General features: G+C 54.5%; 13 protein-coding genes and 6 pseudogenes. 6 read left to right on the top strand and 13 right to left on the bottom strand.

The window, feature by feature from the left end; genetic code table 11:
- Positions 1 to 35: 35 nt before the first annotated feature.
- From lacZ to IPZ49_RS12920, 3 genes and pseudogenes are all read left to right on the top strand, one after another.
- A complete protein-coding gene (gene lacZ, locus IPZ49_RS12910; RefSeq protein WP_032664843.1) occupies positions 36 to 3,110 on the top strand; it encodes a beta-galactosidase in 3,075 nt (1,024 codons plus the stop codon).
- 51 nt (positions 3,111 to 3,161) lie between these two features.
- A complete protein-coding gene (gene lacY, locus IPZ49_RS12915; RefSeq protein ID WP_015572119.1) occupies positions 3,162 to 4,415 on the top strand; it encodes a lactose permease in 1,254 nt (417 codons plus the stop codon).
- 65 nt (positions 4,416 to 4,480) lie between these two features.
- Positions 4,481 to 4,621 (top strand): annotated as a pseudogene (locus IPZ49_RS12920) (maltose acetyltransferase domain-containing protein); the annotation flags it as partial.
- A gap of 14 nt (positions 4,622 to 4,635) precedes the next feature.
- On the opposite strand, the pseudogene IPZ49_RS23355 reads toward IPZ49_RS12920, so the two are convergent.
- Together IPZ49_RS23355 and IPZ49_RS23405 are read right to left on the bottom strand one after the other, a co-directional pair.
- Positions 4,636 to 5,137, bottom strand: a pseudogene (locus IPZ49_RS23355) (IS1 family transposase).
- The gene (locus IPZ49_RS23405; RefSeq protein ID WP_000179213.1) at positions 5,056 to 5,331 is read right to left on the bottom strand and encodes an IS1-like element transposase; all 276 of its coding nucleotides are present in this window, start codon (positions 5,329 to 5,331) and stop codon (positions 5,056 to 5,058) included. The pseudogene IPZ49_RS23355 and the gene IPZ49_RS23405 overlap by 82 nt, the downstream one beginning before the upstream one ends.
- A 92-nt stretch (positions 5,332 to 5,423) precedes the next feature.
- Here IPZ49_RS23405 and IPZ49_RS12930 point away from each other — a divergent pair.
- A pseudogene (locus IPZ49_RS12930) lies at positions 5,424 to 5,788 on the top strand (Tn3 family transposase); the annotation flags it as partial.
- Between the two features lie 32 nt (positions 5,789 to 5,820).
- On the opposite strand, the pseudogene repA reads toward IPZ49_RS12930, so the two are convergent.
- The 3 genes and pseudogenes from repA to IPZ49_RS12945 form a co-directional block, all read right to left on the bottom strand.
- A pseudogene (gene repA / locus IPZ49_RS12935) lies at positions 5,821 to 6,441 on the bottom strand (plasmid replication initiator RepA); the annotation flags it as partial.
- 580 nt (positions 6,442 to 7,021) lie between these two features.
- Positions 7,022 to 7,810: a DsbA family protein gene (locus IPZ49_RS12940; protein ID WP_015572118.1), complete on the bottom strand. Its 789-nt coding sequence runs from the start codon at positions 7,808 to 7,810 to the stop codon at positions 7,022 to 7,024.
- A gap of 28 nt (positions 7,811 to 7,838) precedes the next feature.
- Positions 7,839 to 9,401: pseudogene (locus tag IPZ49_RS12945) on the bottom strand (conjugative transfer relaxase/helicase TraI domain-containing protein); the annotation flags it as partial.
- Positions 9,402 to 9,708: 307 nt separating this feature from the next.
- On the opposite strand from IPZ49_RS12945, the gene traV reads away from it, so the two are divergent.
- The gene (traV, locus tag IPZ49_RS12950) at positions 9,709 to 10,248 is read left to right on the top strand and encodes a type IV conjugative transfer system lipoprotein TraV (RefSeq protein ID WP_015572095.1); all 540 of its coding nucleotides are present in this window, start codon (positions 9,709 to 9,711) and stop codon (positions 10,246 to 10,248) included.
- Between the two features lie 34 nt (positions 10,249 to 10,282).
- Here the strand turns inward: traV and IPZ49_RS12955 are convergent, their stop codons facing one another.
- From IPZ49_RS12955 to relB, 8 genes are all read right to left on the bottom strand, one after another.
- Entirely contained in the window at positions 10,283 to 11,032 is a 750-nt protein-coding gene (locus tag IPZ49_RS12955; RefSeq protein ID WP_227754094.1) for an N-6 DNA methylase, read from the bottom strand.
- Positions 11,033 to 11,072: 40 nt separating this feature from the next.
- Positions 11,073 to 11,273, bottom strand: a complete 201-nt coding sequence (locus IPZ49_RS12960) for a hypothetical protein (RefSeq protein WP_063147234.1) — start codon at positions 11,271 to 11,273, stop codon at positions 11,073 to 11,075.
- A gap of 62 nt (positions 11,274 to 11,335) precedes the next feature.
- Complete coding sequence (locus tag IPZ49_RS12965) at positions 11,336 to 11,797, bottom strand: DUF1419 domain-containing protein (protein WP_063147232.1); 462 nt, start codon at positions 11,795 to 11,797, stop codon at positions 11,336 to 11,338.
- Positions 11,798 to 11,874: 77 nt separating this feature from the next.
- Complete coding sequence (locus tag IPZ49_RS12970; RefSeq protein WP_063147230.1) at positions 11,875 to 12,081, bottom strand: hypothetical protein; 207 nt, start codon at positions 12,079 to 12,081, stop codon at positions 11,875 to 11,877.
- Positions 12,082 to 12,141: 60 nt separating this feature from the next.
- A complete protein-coding gene (locus IPZ49_RS12975; protein WP_063617449.1) occupies positions 12,142 to 12,456 on the bottom strand; it encodes a hypothetical protein in 315 nt (104 codons plus the stop codon).
- Between the two features lie 866 nt (positions 12,457 to 13,322).
- Entirely contained in the window at positions 13,323 to 13,481 is a 159-nt protein-coding gene (locus IPZ49_RS23410) for a type I toxin-antitoxin system Hok family toxin (protein ID WP_013087178.1), read from the bottom strand.
- 71 nt (positions 13,482 to 13,552) lie between these two features.
- Complete coding sequence (locus IPZ49_RS12985) at positions 13,553 to 13,840, bottom strand: type II toxin-antitoxin system RelE/ParE family toxin (RefSeq protein ID WP_015572079.1); 288 nt, start codon at positions 13,838 to 13,840, stop codon at positions 13,553 to 13,555.
- Positions 13,840 to 14,079 carry a type II toxin-antitoxin system antitoxin RelB gene (gene relB / locus IPZ49_RS12990; RefSeq protein ID WP_025766490.1) on the bottom strand — a complete coding sequence of 80 codons (240 nt, stop codon included), beginning with the start codon at positions 14,077 to 14,079 and terminating at the stop codon, positions 13,840 to 13,842. The genes IPZ49_RS12985 and relB overlap by 1 nt, the downstream gene beginning before the upstream one ends.
- 24 nt (positions 14,080 to 14,103) lie before the next feature.
- Here relB and IPZ49_RS23185 point away from each other — a divergent pair.
- Positions 14,104 to 14,224: pseudogene (locus IPZ49_RS23185) on the top strand (hypothetical protein); the annotation flags it as partial.
- Positions 14,225 to 14,287 lie beyond the last annotated feature (63 nt).

Below are 14,287 nucleotides of genomic sequence, written 5' to 3' on the forward strand. Positions count from 1 at the left end.
ATGTGAGCGGATAACAATTCACACAGGATACAACTATGACAATGATTACGGATTCACTGGCCGTCGTATTACAACGTCGTGACTGGGAAAACCCTGGCGTTACCCAACTTAATCGCCTTGCGGCACATCCCCCTTTCGCCAGCTGGCGTAATAGCGAAGAGGCTCGCACCGATCGCCCTTCCCAAGAGTCGCGCAGCCTGAATGGTGAATGGCGCTTTGCCTGGTTTCCGGCACCAGAAGCGGTACCAGAAAGCTGGCTGGAGCGCGATCTTCCTGACGCCGATACTGTCATAGTCCCCTCAAACTGGCAGATGCACGGTTACGATGCGCCTATCTACACCAACGTGACCTATCCCATTGCGGTCAATCCGCCGTATGTTCCCACGGAGAATCCGACGGGTTGTTACTCGCTCACATTTAATATTGATGAAAGCTGGCTACAGGAAGGCCAGACGCGAATTATTTTTGATGGTGTTAACTCGGCGTTTCATTTGTGGTGCAACGGGCGCTGGGTCGGTTACGGACAGGACAGTCGTTTGCCGTCTGAATTTGACCTGAGCGCATTTTTACACGCCGGAGAAAACCGCCTCGCGGTGATGGTGCTGCGCTGGAGTGACGGCAGTTATCTGGAAGATCAGGATATGTGGCGGATGAGCGGCATTTTCCGTGACGTCTCGTTGCTGCATAAACCGACCACGCAAATCAGCGATTTACATGTAGCCACTCACTTTAATGATGATTTCAGCCGCGCTGTACTGGAGGCAGACGTTCAGATATACGGCGAGCTGCGCGATGAGCTGCGGGTGACGGTTTCTTTGTGGCAGGGTGAAACGCAGGTCGCCAGCGGCACCGCGCCTTTCGGCGGTGAAATTATCGATGAGCGTGGTGGTTATGCCGATCACGTCACCCTACGTCTGAACGTCGAAAACCCGAAACTGTGGAGCGCCGAAATCCCGAATCTCTATCGTGCAGTGGTTGAACTGCACACCGCCGACGGCACGCTGATTGAAGCAGAAGCCTGCGATGTCGGTTTCCGCGAGGTGCGGATTGAAAATGGTCTGCTGCTGCTGAACGGCAAGCCGTTGCTGATTCGCGGCGTTAACCGTCACGAGCATCATCCTCTGCATGGTCAGGTCATGGATGAGCAGACGATGGTGCAGGATATCCTGCTGATGAAGCAGAACAACTTTAACGCCGTGCGCTGTTCGCATTATCCGAACCATCCGCTGTGGTACACGCTGTGCGACCGCTACGGCCTGTATGTGGTGGATGAAGCCAACATTGAAACCCACGGCATGGTGCCAATGAATCGTCTGACCGATGATCCGCGCTGGCTACCCGCGATGAGCGAACGCGTAACGCGAATGGTGCAGCGCGATCGTAATCACCCGAGTGTGATCATCTGGTCGCTGGGGAATGAATCAGGCCACGGCGCTAATCACGACGCACTCTATCGCTGGATCAAATCTGTCGATCCTTCCCGCCCGGTACAGTATGAAGGCGGCGGAGCCGACACCTTCGCAACCGATATTATTTGCCCGATGTACGCGCGCGTGGATGAAGACCAGCCCTTCCCGGCTGTACCGAAATGGTCCATCAAAAAATGGCTTTCGTTGCCTGGAGAGACGCGCCCGCTGATCCTTTGCGAATACGCCCACGCGATGGGTAACAGTCTTGGCGGCTTCGCTAAATACTGGCAGGCGTTTCGTCAGTACCCCCGTTTACAGGGCGGCTTCGTCTGGGACTGGGTGGATCAGTCGCTGATTAAATATGATGAAAATGGCAATCCGTGGTCGGCTTACGGCGGTGATTTTGGCGATACGCCGAATGATCGCCAGTTCTGCATGAACGGTCTGGTCTTTGCCGACCGCACGCCGCATCCGGCGCTGACGGAAGCAAAACACCAGCAGCAGTTTTTCCAGTTCAGTTTATCCGGGCAAACCATCGAAGTGACCAGCGAATACCTGTTCCGTCATAGCGATAACGAGCTCCTGCACTGGATGGTGGCGCTGGATGGCAAGCCGCTGGCAAGCGGTGAAGTGCCTCTGGATGTCGCTCCACAAGGTAAACAGTTGATTGAACTGCCTGGACTACCGCAGCCGAAGAGCGCCGGACAACTCTGGCTAACGGTTCACGTAGTGCAACCGAACGCGACCACATGGTCAGCAGCCGGACACATCAGCGCCTGGCAGCAGTGGCGTCTGGCGGAAAACCTCAGCGTGACACTCCCCTCCGCGCCCCACGCCATCCCGCAACTGACCACCAGCGAAACGGATTTTTGCATCGAGCTGGATAATAAGCGTTGGCAATTTAACCGCCAGTCAGGCTTTCTTTCACAGATGTGGATTGGCGATAAAAAACAACTGCTGACGCCGCTGCGCGATCAGTTCACCCGCGCACCGCTGGATAACGACATTGGCGTAAGTGAAGCGACCCGCATTGACCCTAACGCCTGGGTCGAACGCTGGAAGGCGGCGGGCCATTACCAGGCCGAAGCAGCGTTGTTGCAGTGCACGGCAGATACGCTTGCCGACGCGGTGTTGATTACCACGGTCCACGCGTGGCAGCATCAGGGGAAAACCTTATTTATCAGCCGGAAAACCTACCGGATTGATGGAAGTGGTCAAATGGCGATTACCGTTGATGTTGAAGTGGCGAGCAATACGCCACATCCGGCGCGGATTGGCCTGACCTGCCAGCTGGCGCAGGTAGCAGAGCGGGTAAACTGGCTCGGATTAGGGCCGCAAGAAAACTATCCCGACCGCCTTACTGCGGCCTGTTTTGACCGCTGGGATCTGCCATTGTCAGACATGTATACCCCGTACGTCTTCCCGAGCGAAAACGGTCTGCGCTGCGGGACGCGCGAATTGAATTATGGCCCACACCAGTGGCGCGGCGACTTCCAGTTCAACATCAGCCGCTACAGTCAACAGCAACTGATGGAAACCAGCCATCGCCATCTGCTGCACGCGGAAGAAGGCACATGGCTGAATATCGACGGTTTCCATATGGGGATTGGTGGCGACGACTCCTGGAGCCCGTCAGTGTCGGCGGAATTCCAGCTTAGCGCCGGTAGCTACCATTACCAGTTGCTCTGGTGTCAAAAATAATAATAACCGGGCAGGCCATGTCTGCCCGTATTTCGCGTAAGGAAATCCATTATGTACTATTTAAAAAACACAAACTTTTGGATGTTCGGTTTATTCTTTTTCTTTTACTTTTTTATCATGGGAGCCTACTTCCCGTTTTTCCCGATTTGGCTACATGACATCAACCATATCAGCAAAAGTGATACGGGTATTATTTTTGCCGCTATTTCTCTGTTCTCGCTATTATTCCAACCGCTGTTTGGTCTGCTTTCTGACAAACTCGGGCTGCGCAAATACCTGCTGTGGATTATTACCGGCATGTTAGTGATGTTTGCGCCGTTCTTTATTTTTATCTTCGGGCCACTGTTACAATACAACATTTTAGTAGGATCGATTGTTGGTGGTATTTATCTAGGCTTTTGTTTTAACGCCGGTGCGCCAGCAGTAGAGGCATTTATCGAGAAAGTCAGCCGTCGCAGTAATTTCGAATTTGGTCGAGCGCGGATGTTTGGCTGTGTTGGCTGGGCGCTGTGTGCCTCGATTGTCGGCATCATGTTCACCATCAATAATCAGTTTGTTTTCTGGCTGGGTTCTGGCTGTGCACTCATCCTCGCCGTTTTACTCTTTTTCGCCAAAACGGATGCGCCCTCTTCTGCCACGGTTGCCAATGCGGTAGGTGCCAACCATTCGGCATTTAGCCTTAAGCTGGCGCTGGAACTGTTCAGACAGCCAAAACTGTGGTTTTTGTCACTGTATGTTATTGGCGTTTCCTGCACCTACGATGTTTTTGACCAACAGTTTGCTAATTTCTTTACTTCGTTCTTTGCTACCGGTGAACAGGGTACGCGGGTATTTGGCTACGTAACGACAATGGGCGAATTACTTAACGCCTCGATTATGTTTTTTGCGCCACTGATCATTAATCGCATCGGTGGGAAAAACGCCCTGCTGCTGGCTGGCACTATTATGTCAGTACGTATTATTGGCTCATCGTTCGCTACCTCAGCACTGGAAGTGGTTATTCTGAAAACGCTGCATATGTTTGAAGTACCGTTCCTGCTGGTGGGCTGCTTTAAATATATTACCAGCCAGTTTGAAGTGCGTTTTTCAGCGACGATTTATCTGGTCTGTTTCTGCTTCTTTAAGCAACTGGCGATGGTTTTTATGTCTATTCTGGCGGGCAATATGTATGAAAGCATCGGTTTCCAGGGCGCTTACCTGGTGCTGGGTCTGGTGGCGCTGGGCTTCACCTTAATTTCCGTGTTCACGCTTAGCGGCCCCGGCCCACTTTCCCTGCTGCGTCGCCAGGTGAATGAAGTCGCTTAAGAAATTAATGTCGGATACGGCGCGAGCGCCTTATCCGACCAACTTATCAGGACGGAATGTTAAAAATGAACATGTCGATGACAGAAAAAATAAAAGCAGGCAAGCTATTTACCGATATGTGCGAAGGCTTACCTGAAAAAAGACTTCGTGGGAAAACATTAATGTATGAGTTCAATCACTCGCATCCATCAGAAGTTGAAAAAAGGGTAATGACTCCAACTTATTGATAGTGTTTTATGTTCAGATAATGCCCGATGACTTTGTCATGCAGCTCCACCGATTTTGAGAGCTACAGCGACTTCCGTCCCAGCCGTGCCAGGTGCTGCCTCAGATTCAGGTTATGCCGCTCAATTCGCTGCGTATATCGCTTGCTGATTACGTGCAGCTTTCCCTTCAGGCGGGATTCATACAGCGGCCAGCCATCCGTCATCCATATCACCACGTCAAAGGGTGACAGCAGGCTCATAAGACGCCCCAGCGTCGCCATAGTGCGTTCACCGAATACGTGCGCAAACCGTCTTCCGGAGCCTGTCATACGCGTAAAACAGCCAGCGCTGGCGCGATTTAGCCCCGACATAGCCCCACTGTTCGTCCATTTCCGCGCAGACGATGACGTCACTGCCCGGCTGTATGCGCGAGGTTACCGACTGCGGCCTGAGTTTTTTAAGTGACGTAAAATCGTGTTGAGGCCAACGCCCATAATGCGGGCGGTTGCCCGGCATCCAACACCATTCATGGCCATATCAATGATTTTCTGGTGCGTACCGGGTTGAGAAGCGGTGTAAGTGAACTGCAGTTGCCATGTTTTACGGCAGTGAGAGCAGAGATAGCGCTGATGTCCGGCAGTGCTTTTGCCGTTACGCACCACCCCGTCAGTAGCTGAACAGGAGGGACAGCTGATAGAAACAGAAGCCACTGGAGCACCTCAAAAACACCATCATACACTAAATCAGTAAGTTGGCAGCATCACCCATTTTTGTGCATTACGTCGCATGTATATTCCTCGTTAAAATACAGGCGGGGCTGAATAAAGGTGAGGCTCGCAATGCCCTTGCGCGAGCGGTCTTTATGCATCGGCTGGGTGAAATCAGAGATCGGGGGCTGGAGAATCAGAGCTATCGAGCCAGCGGTCTGACGTTGCTGACTGCGGCGATCTCACTGTGGAATACGGTATATATAGAAAGAGCGATAGATTCTTTGAGACGAAAAGGGATCCCGATTAATGAGCAACTGATTACCATCTGTCACCACTGGGATGGGAACATATCAACCTGAGCGGGGATTACGTCTGGAGAACGAACCTCAAACTGGGACAGGGTAAATACCGCGCATTACGCTCAGTGAATAGTAATATGTACAAAAAACAGGCTTAGCGTAGGATAATTTCCGTTTTCCAAGCGGACCCCATATAAACATACGTTGGCAGCCAGGAGCGGGATTCACGATCCCAGGTGCGTTCTTCCGCAAGGCCCAGAACGCCAAACCGTACCTGTTCCTCAATAAGCCGTGAAAGGCGTGACACCGTCACCTCCGTTTCAGGAATGACATTGCCTTTTGCGTCCTTTGCACTGAGTTCTTTTGCAAGACGGGTGATACACATGCCAACGGTATGCTTGCCGGCATCACAGAAGCTGATGAGCACTGGCCAGAGCGCATCGAGCAGGCGCTGACGTTCCGGACGGAAGCCATATTTACGTCCCGCTTTACGGCGGCCGGCAACATAGAGAGGGTGACGGGAAACATGCATGCGCAGGCTGACCTGCCCCGTTTCTTTGTCTTTTTTCACCAGGCGATTGTAGGCATGACCGAGCTGTCCGGAGAGCTTTTTATAATGCTCAGGACGGAACCAGGACGGGTTTTCACATTTGGCTTTTGTGGAGTGTTCACCGCGTTTGCGGCGGGTCCGCTTTTTGACCGGCTCAGTAAGAAAATTATCCTGTGTGCCGGCATCGACGTCCTGCCAGAAACGGATTAACTCTTCGGCCGGAAGCTCAGACCAGTGAACAGAAATCTGCTTGTCATTCACGGCGGCCTGTTCTTATGGCGGCCGGGTGTTGTTTTCTATGGTGCATGCGTTATAATCCTTCACAGGCAACGCGCCTGCTTTTGGACCCCCTGATATCTGACGTTCCGCCAAGTTCGTAGCAGATATCGGGGGGTTTGTGCATTCAGGCTCCGGGAAATCCCGTCACCTGCTCCTGAACGTTTTACTGGACACGTCCTGTCCCTGTCTGTTTCCGGAAGTCCGCATTTCTTCCGTAAAACCATCTTCTGCCACCCGCCTGCCTCACCACAAAGCAGTCAAACCGTCAGTTTGAGTTAGGTCACAAAAGTAATCTGAATCAACAATCTGTCCCACCACAAGACGATCGCTGACGATCCGAATACTACCTTCTCGCTGGCAATATTTCCAGATGTCAGGCCAGATTAGCGTTCATTGTTTGCGTGCTAATTGTCCTGAAGGGACGTTTAACCGGCAGCGCTCGCCGCAGTATCAGGCCGGCAGGTCTGATCGAGGAAGCGCAGGAGAACGGAACAGGAAGATGGCATTTACGCGCGGAACATGAAAAACAGTCTCTGGCGGGAGACGTTCTTCGGACTGAGGATCATTTCACCCTGGTGGCTTTCCGGATTGCAGCCTGGAGTTTTTCAGCGGTAACGGCTTCCGGGAAGACCGTGATGGTGTCAGGAGTGGCTCCGCTAACGGGCATGACGATGATCCCCGGCGTTCCGGTGAGTCCCAGCGCCTCTGCCAGGTTACTATTTTTCTCAAGGGACGCGGTATGGTCGCCAGGAGCTGGAGTGGTCAGCCCCGCCTTTGACGCTGCCCCGTGAATATCCTCCGCCGTCAGCTTGCCTTCATTATGGCCGGTGGCGTAGATGGCATTGTGATAGGTGACATAGGCCTGCGGCCCTTTCTTTTGCCAGACCGTCAGCCCCTGCTGCGCTGCCTGAAGTGAGGCTTCCCAGCGACCACCAAAAATTGGCCACTCCTTAAAGAGGTAGCGGACGTCCGGCTGCGCTTTCATGACCTTCTCCAGCTCCGGCGCGAAGCGGCTGCAGAACACGCACTGGTAATCAAAGAATTCAATCACCGCGACCTTTGCATTATCAGGACCGTAAACCGGTGTGTCCGGATCATGCAGAAGGTTCGCCTGATTCTCCATCACGCTGAGTGCAAACATCTTCTGCTTACGTGCCTCCTGCTGTTCCTGCAGCTTATGACTGACCGTTACCAGTATCTCCGGGTGGGACACCAGGTAGTCTGCTGCGATTTCCCCGATACGGGCCTCCTGCTCCGGGCTGAAGACTAGCTGCGGGGCCGAAGCGTGTGCCGTTGCAATAAAGCCTATGTATGTTGTAACTATTAATGCAGCTAATTTGTGTACTTTCATCGTCTGAGTCTCATGGTTAAAAGGGAGATTAACGTTCTTTCTGAATGGTACGGGTGAGGGTCTGTTCTTCTCGCTCCGGCATGCGGCCGCGCTCGCTATTTTCGGGTTGCCGGATAATATCCCGCTCGGTATTGGCCAGCTCATTCACAATGCGGCTGACTCCCGCACGTTCCGAAGCAACTTTGCTGGCCAATGGTTCCTTTTCTGCCCTGATATGACGGCCAATCTCATCGTGGCTAACGCTGTCCGAGCTGGCAACCTGAATGAGCACTTTTCCGGCAGGAATCGTTGGCTCATTCCGGTCGTCAACCTCAAGCATCCCGGGCGTAATACGCACCGCGTCCTCCACCGGCACAACAATACGCTCCTGAGTCTCACTCTTTTCTTTTTCCGCTTTAACGGCTTTGTTAAGCATGTCTTTTTCCGTCTGTCGTGTGGTTTCCTCCTGGTCACGGATCAGTTTGTGTTCTGATGCGGCCTCCGTAACGATACCTCCGCTGACTTTCAGCAGATGTGCTGATGGTGGCTCATCGCCGGTCTGCCAGACCACACCATCCTTCGGGTGATGTCGTACTGCATCAAGCGCGGCCGCCAGGTCACTGGCCACAATCGTGTTGCCTGACTGGCTTCGCTGCAGTACCGCACCACGGGCACGTTCTGTCATGACCATCCGGGTCTCCCCCTGTGTCATCCGCCCTTCCGGGCTGGCAACCAGGGAAACCAGAGCCAGGCCCGCACTCCGGCCGTTGTTGTCATACACCGGCAGCGCCAGCGCCGGTTCGGGAAAGCGCCGGGTGGCCGGGATGATTTTTGCCGTCAGTGACGCGTCCTGCATGCCCTGATGGCGCACCCAGGCGCGGCCCATGGCCGTTTTATTCACCGGCTGTCCCATTGCCCAGATGGCTTTCGCCTGTTTACGCTGCGTTTCTGGCGCCAGCGCATCGTGCGCCGTTTTGATATCCCGCTCCGGCGTTTTTACCGCCTTAACCCAGTCCGCCTTCCCGTCGGTATAAATCTGGACGTGCTCTTTCACGCGCGAGGCCGAGATGTAGAAGGCGCGACGGGAGGCAAGTGCCTTACGCCCGCCTTCCGTGCCCTCAAGCGCAATGACATAGTCGCTACTGGCCCCCTGAGCACCGTACCCGGTGACGGCCCAGCCGTAGTCAATATGCTGCTGCGCCCTGACCGCCTGAGGATTGATGGTAATGCGGCCGTTTTCCCCCTTCAGACGAATATTGCCCGTTTCGCTGACCGACTCGACCGTATAGCGCTGGCTGGCCATCTGTCCCTGCTCCTTGTCTGTCGCCGTGAACTTCAGCAGATCGCCGGCACGGACTTCCCTCTCGCTGCGGCGAAACAGCTGCACGTCGCCGGTGATGAGTTCCTTCAGGGAATACAGTCCAATCTTCCCCTCCTCATCGCGTACCGTGACCGTACTGCCGTTGCGGTCAACGGCCAGCACGTCCTGGTAACGATCGCCGCGTTTAACCACCATCCCGGCTTCCCAGGCATCGGTTTTATTGAACTCATGACGGGTGTGGGTGATTTTATCGAGCACCGGCACCGTAATGGCCTTCTCCCCCAGTTCTCCTGGCGAGTGTGTCTGCTCTTAAGCTTGTTCCTCGTATGCTTTAGCGACTCAGCCTTTAACAAACTCGATGGTAGGTTTCTTATGTATGGTTCAGTCGTTCCGTGGGGCGGAATGCTGATAGTGGCGAGTATTTATGGCTTTATCCAGATGAACCTGAACTTTCTGACGCTGGATTTATTTTATGCCGGCGTGTTTGGCAGCCTTGCTGTGCAGTTGGTTTTCACTGTGATTCAGTGCAACTGCAAATAATTGAAATTGAGTATTACCCCTCCCTGAATACCCCTTAAATTAAAACCGGAGTTACCCCATGAAAAAACTACTGGGTGCTGCACTGCTGTGCAGCGCACTGACCGGCTGCGCCGGTCTCAATTCTGATTTCGACTGCAACAAGACCGCGACCGACCAGTGCCTGACCACCGGTGAGGCCAACAAGCTGGCCGCTCAGGGTAAAAGTCTGGATGACCTGACGGCAGAGAAAACCGCAAAAAAGCCTGCGGGTGAAACCCTGCCGGCACTGCGCAATTCGGCACCGGTCGTGAATCCGTTCCGTCCTGTCTCCGTCGCAGCAACCGGAACCACCGCCGCCAGGCCTCTGACCACTGCGCCCGCGAAAACATCCGGCTCACTGGTCACGCCGCTGGCCACGCCGAGTCATGCGACCCCCGTGCCGGTTAACACGGCGGGCCGCGTTCCGGTTCAGCGTATTCCTGACGCCACGCAGCGCCTGTGGATTGCCCCCTGGGTGGACACGGACGACAACTTTCATCAGCCGGCTGTGGTTGAGTTCGTGAAAAACAAATCCCACTGGGATGAGAGCTACCGCGTTATCGGGGAGGGCGGGGAATGAGCAGCCATTACGTTACCGGCAAGAACGGCATCGATCATCTGGCGAAATCGTTAGTCCATTCACGGAAAGGAACGACGCAAATCACCGCCACACAGTCAGTCGATACCGACGATGAAACGCTGGCCGTTCTGAGCGTGAGCTGTGACTGGCAGATTAAAACAGCCGGTGATGCACCGCTATCTGCCACCATTGGATCGATGTCAGTGCAGGTGGCATACAGCTGTTCTGAAGGGTTATATCCCGCTTCAGCCATCCAGTATGCAAAGGCAATGACCATTCCGGCGCTACCACAGGCTGGCTCATCGAGCGTTATCCACCCCTCACGCTTTATCGTCTCCTGAGCGCCGGGCATGAGTAGTCCGGCCATCAGGCGGGAGATGCAGGACGGGGAGAAATACTGCCCCATTTCGTCCGCGCCCAGCTCCTGCTCCATATACAGAGCGCCGAGGAAATCATGAATTTCACCCGCCAGCCCCTCCACCAACAGGCAGAACAGCTGCTTCATGGCGTCCAGATCGTCCGGCTGATACCGTTCGCAGATGCGGCGGCTGTTTTCGATGTTCTCCGGCGAGCGAATACGGGCCATATCCAGCTCGCTGGCTGCCAGGGTGATGAAGTCGCGGAACACTTCGGAACGGCGCATATTTTTCGCCGTCTGACGGAAGACACTGGCGAACTCTTTACGCGCCTCAGCTGGCGACAGCATCCGGGCAGGCGCAGAACCCTGCGGCTGCGGATCAATCTGGTCTGCCAGGAACAGGGATTCAAAACTCAGTTGTGACATGGTTTCTCCTTATCGGCCGCCCGCAGGCGGCCGTCTCCTGTTAAGCCAGTCCAAGCGCCGGGTAGACGCTGACAGCCAGACCACAGTCAGCATCGGTGGCGTAGCCCGTTTCGGCATTTACCACGGACAGGAACGGCTGCCACTGTGAGAAGCGCAGCGCGGGTACGCGAGCGCGTTTTCCGGCGCGGAGGGCATTTACAAATGCCTTCACCTGTGCGACAGTTTGCGGGTCAAATTTCACGATCAATCTCCTTACTTTGGTTGTGATTGCCGGTTCACCGTTGCTGCGGCTACCCTGCTTTTTTAATGCGCGGAATTCAGCGGCGCATCGAGACAGAAACGGGCGATCACGTCGCCAATCAGCTCCCGGTGATGGCGGGTGTGCAGGTCATGGCACTCAAAGAAACGCGCGCCATACCGGACAAAAATCGCGGTCACATCCCCGCCCGTAAACTCCATCGATTTGAACGACTCCCCGCCATACCCCCTGCACCAGTCCACTGGCGGCAACGTTTCCAGCTGGTCGATATAGCGGGCCTCGGTGATTTCCACCCAGGGACGGCGATAGCCGTCATTCTGCTTTTCCTGTACCAGAGTCGCGGGGATCAGCTCCGCATCCGGATAGAGACGGCGAAGGGATTCCAGCGTTTTAGCTTCACGTTGAGTCACCCACTGCCCGTCCAGTTGTGTTGCGCGGTCATAAACGGCGTTATGAGACGGAACGAAAAAGGCCACTGGTGCAGCGGTCGGGGGGTTAACGTTCATCTTTCAGGCTCCTGTTTGATTTAGTTCCGGGCGGTAGCTGCTATACAGCACCGCATCGGGTCGAAGGTAAGTCCGGGTTACTGAACGCCCAGACGGCGGAACATATCGGCGATAATGTTTCTGCGGGTATAAGAAGCACCTGCAGCTTTCAGATCCTCCAGAACGTTCCATGAATAGCTCGCCTCATTGCCATAAATCGCAATTAGAGAGGCTGTTTTAGGCTCCGGGCCTGACATATGCCCATTTCCGGAACAGGCCTTTGCGGTCGGGGTGTTAACGCTCATGTTTCTGGCTCCTGTCTGATGAGGTTCCGGGCGGCGGCTGCCGCACGGAGTGAACCGGATTTAAATGTCGATACCTTCGCGCTCGATCAGGCGCACAAACTGTTTGAAGTGGTCAGCTTCAGCCACATGGATATGGCGGAACTGTTTATCGACGCCGCTGCTGAGGGCGTAGAAATAGGTGCAGCGCATTGTTTCGGGGCAGCGTCTGCGCAGTTTCTTCAGCTCTGCAAGGCTGCTGAACTCCAGAACGTCCGATTCCTCCTCAGAGTTTTTTTTCGTCTCAGCGACGAGGATCGTGTACGACACGGTTTTCCCCCCCATCTTCCTGGAAGATTCTTGAGCGGCGGTTTTGACGTTGACGTTTCGTGTGTGCATCCTGGTTTTCTCCTGTGGTGATGGTTGTCCATCTCCCTGGTGAGTTCTCTCGCGGCAAAGGGCAAAGGAGCAACGGCGAAGGGAGGAAGGAAAGGGGCGGAGACGAAAGTTTTTGCGGCACGCAAAAAGTTTTGGCGGAGTGCATTTCACCCCTTGGATGACGACCCGACGGTGCTACAAGCAGCCCTCCGCGTGAGGACACACGGGGGATGGCTTCACCGGGGGAACAGGATGCACACACCCGACACGTCGGAACGGCGTGGCGCCATTAAAGCGACGGCATCAGCCGGCGCGGTGAAGGCGTTCCGGACGGCACGGCCGGAGAAGCCGCAGCCTTTGACCTTCGCCATCAGACCCTAGCGTCAGCCCGAAACCCGCAGGGATTCGGCGGAGCCCGGCGGGTGCGCAGCAGCCGCCCTGGCGGAGTGGGGCTCGACGACCGGACAGCAGCGCTGGCCGGGAGCCGAAGGGGGCCATCGCCCTGCCCTGTTTTCGGGTTATGGCCACGGAGCTGCAGCTGAGGAAGTTAACCAGCAGGACGACGGATATGATGCCCGGGATGAAGAACACAGGGAAAACCAGGCTGAAGCCAGATACAGGCAGGTAACTCGTGGTGCTCTGACTTAAGCAAAATCAGGCAGGAGAGAGGGCAAGGCGGAGGGAGCAGAGGGACGGTGCCGAAGGCGCGTCCCCCTTCCCCCGTTCCCCGCAGGGGAACAGCCCTTCCCGGAAGTTCAGGCGTGCGGTCGCATCGGGAAGGAAAAAGGGGCTACCGGCGAACCGGCAACCCCTTCATAAAGGCGCTTCAGGCATGTCCACACAGTCTCAGCCCCTGAATGGCGGGGGTTTCCCCCCGCCGGGGTTAGCTACTTAGCGGATTCGTAAGCCATAAAAGCTGCCACCTCCCTGTCCGTGTCCCTGTACCGGATTTCGCAGAGCGATTTCCGTGTCAGGTAAGTGAATATCAGCAGTGTGAGACACACTATTAATACGCACCAGAGCAGGGTGTTTCGCGGCAGTTTCATGGCCTTCTTCTCCTGTCAACGCAAAGCAGAAATGGCACCTTTACTGCGAAACAGAGATGTCCTGCTTTATTTCAGAGAATGCGTTTGACCGCCTCGCTATAAACTTCCGAGCGCTCTCTTTTCCCGACAGAAATCACAAAGACGACAACCTTCTCGTCTATGACCTGATATACAAGACGATAGCCTGAAGACCGGAGCTTAATTTTGTAACAGTCATGCATACCCCGAAGCTTGTTCGCATCAATTCGGGGTGACTCAAGCACTTCAGCCAACTTATTTTTTAGCTGTTCACGTACCGTCGAGCCCAGCTTTCGCCATTCCTTTAGTGCACGCTCGTCAAAATCCAGAAAATATGCCATCAGAGCTCATCCAGCGTCACACGTACTAGCTTAGGATTGCGAAGTCGTTCTTTCACGATCTCCACGAGCTCAGCATCCTCATCACTCAGGAGTGTCTGTTTGAACGGCAAACGTTCATTGTCAGCAATATATTCAAGCATGAGGCGAAGTGCCTCAGAGGGAGTTACACCCATTTTTTCAAGCGCAGCGTAAGAACGCGCTTTAAGTTCATCGTCAATACGCAGGTTGATGCTACCCATGTCTCACACCTCTTGTAAATACAAATGTCATTACAAGTATCGCACTACAACATGCTTAGGGCAAGCCACGAAGGAAGTCAGAAAACGAGACGTCAGAAGTGTGATCACAGTCCGCTTAGTGCCAGGAACGGACGTTACTACTAGCTCAAGCAAACCGCTCCTTAGCCCTTAATGAAGAATGGAGGTATTGGTATAAATAGGTGAATAT

Origin of the sequence: Enterobacter cloacae complex sp. S2 (genome assembly GCF_015159675.1) — a bacterium.
GTDB classification, from domain to species: domain Bacteria; phylum Pseudomonadota; class Gammaproteobacteria; order Enterobacterales; family Enterobacteriaceae; genus Enterobacter; species Enterobacter intestinihominis.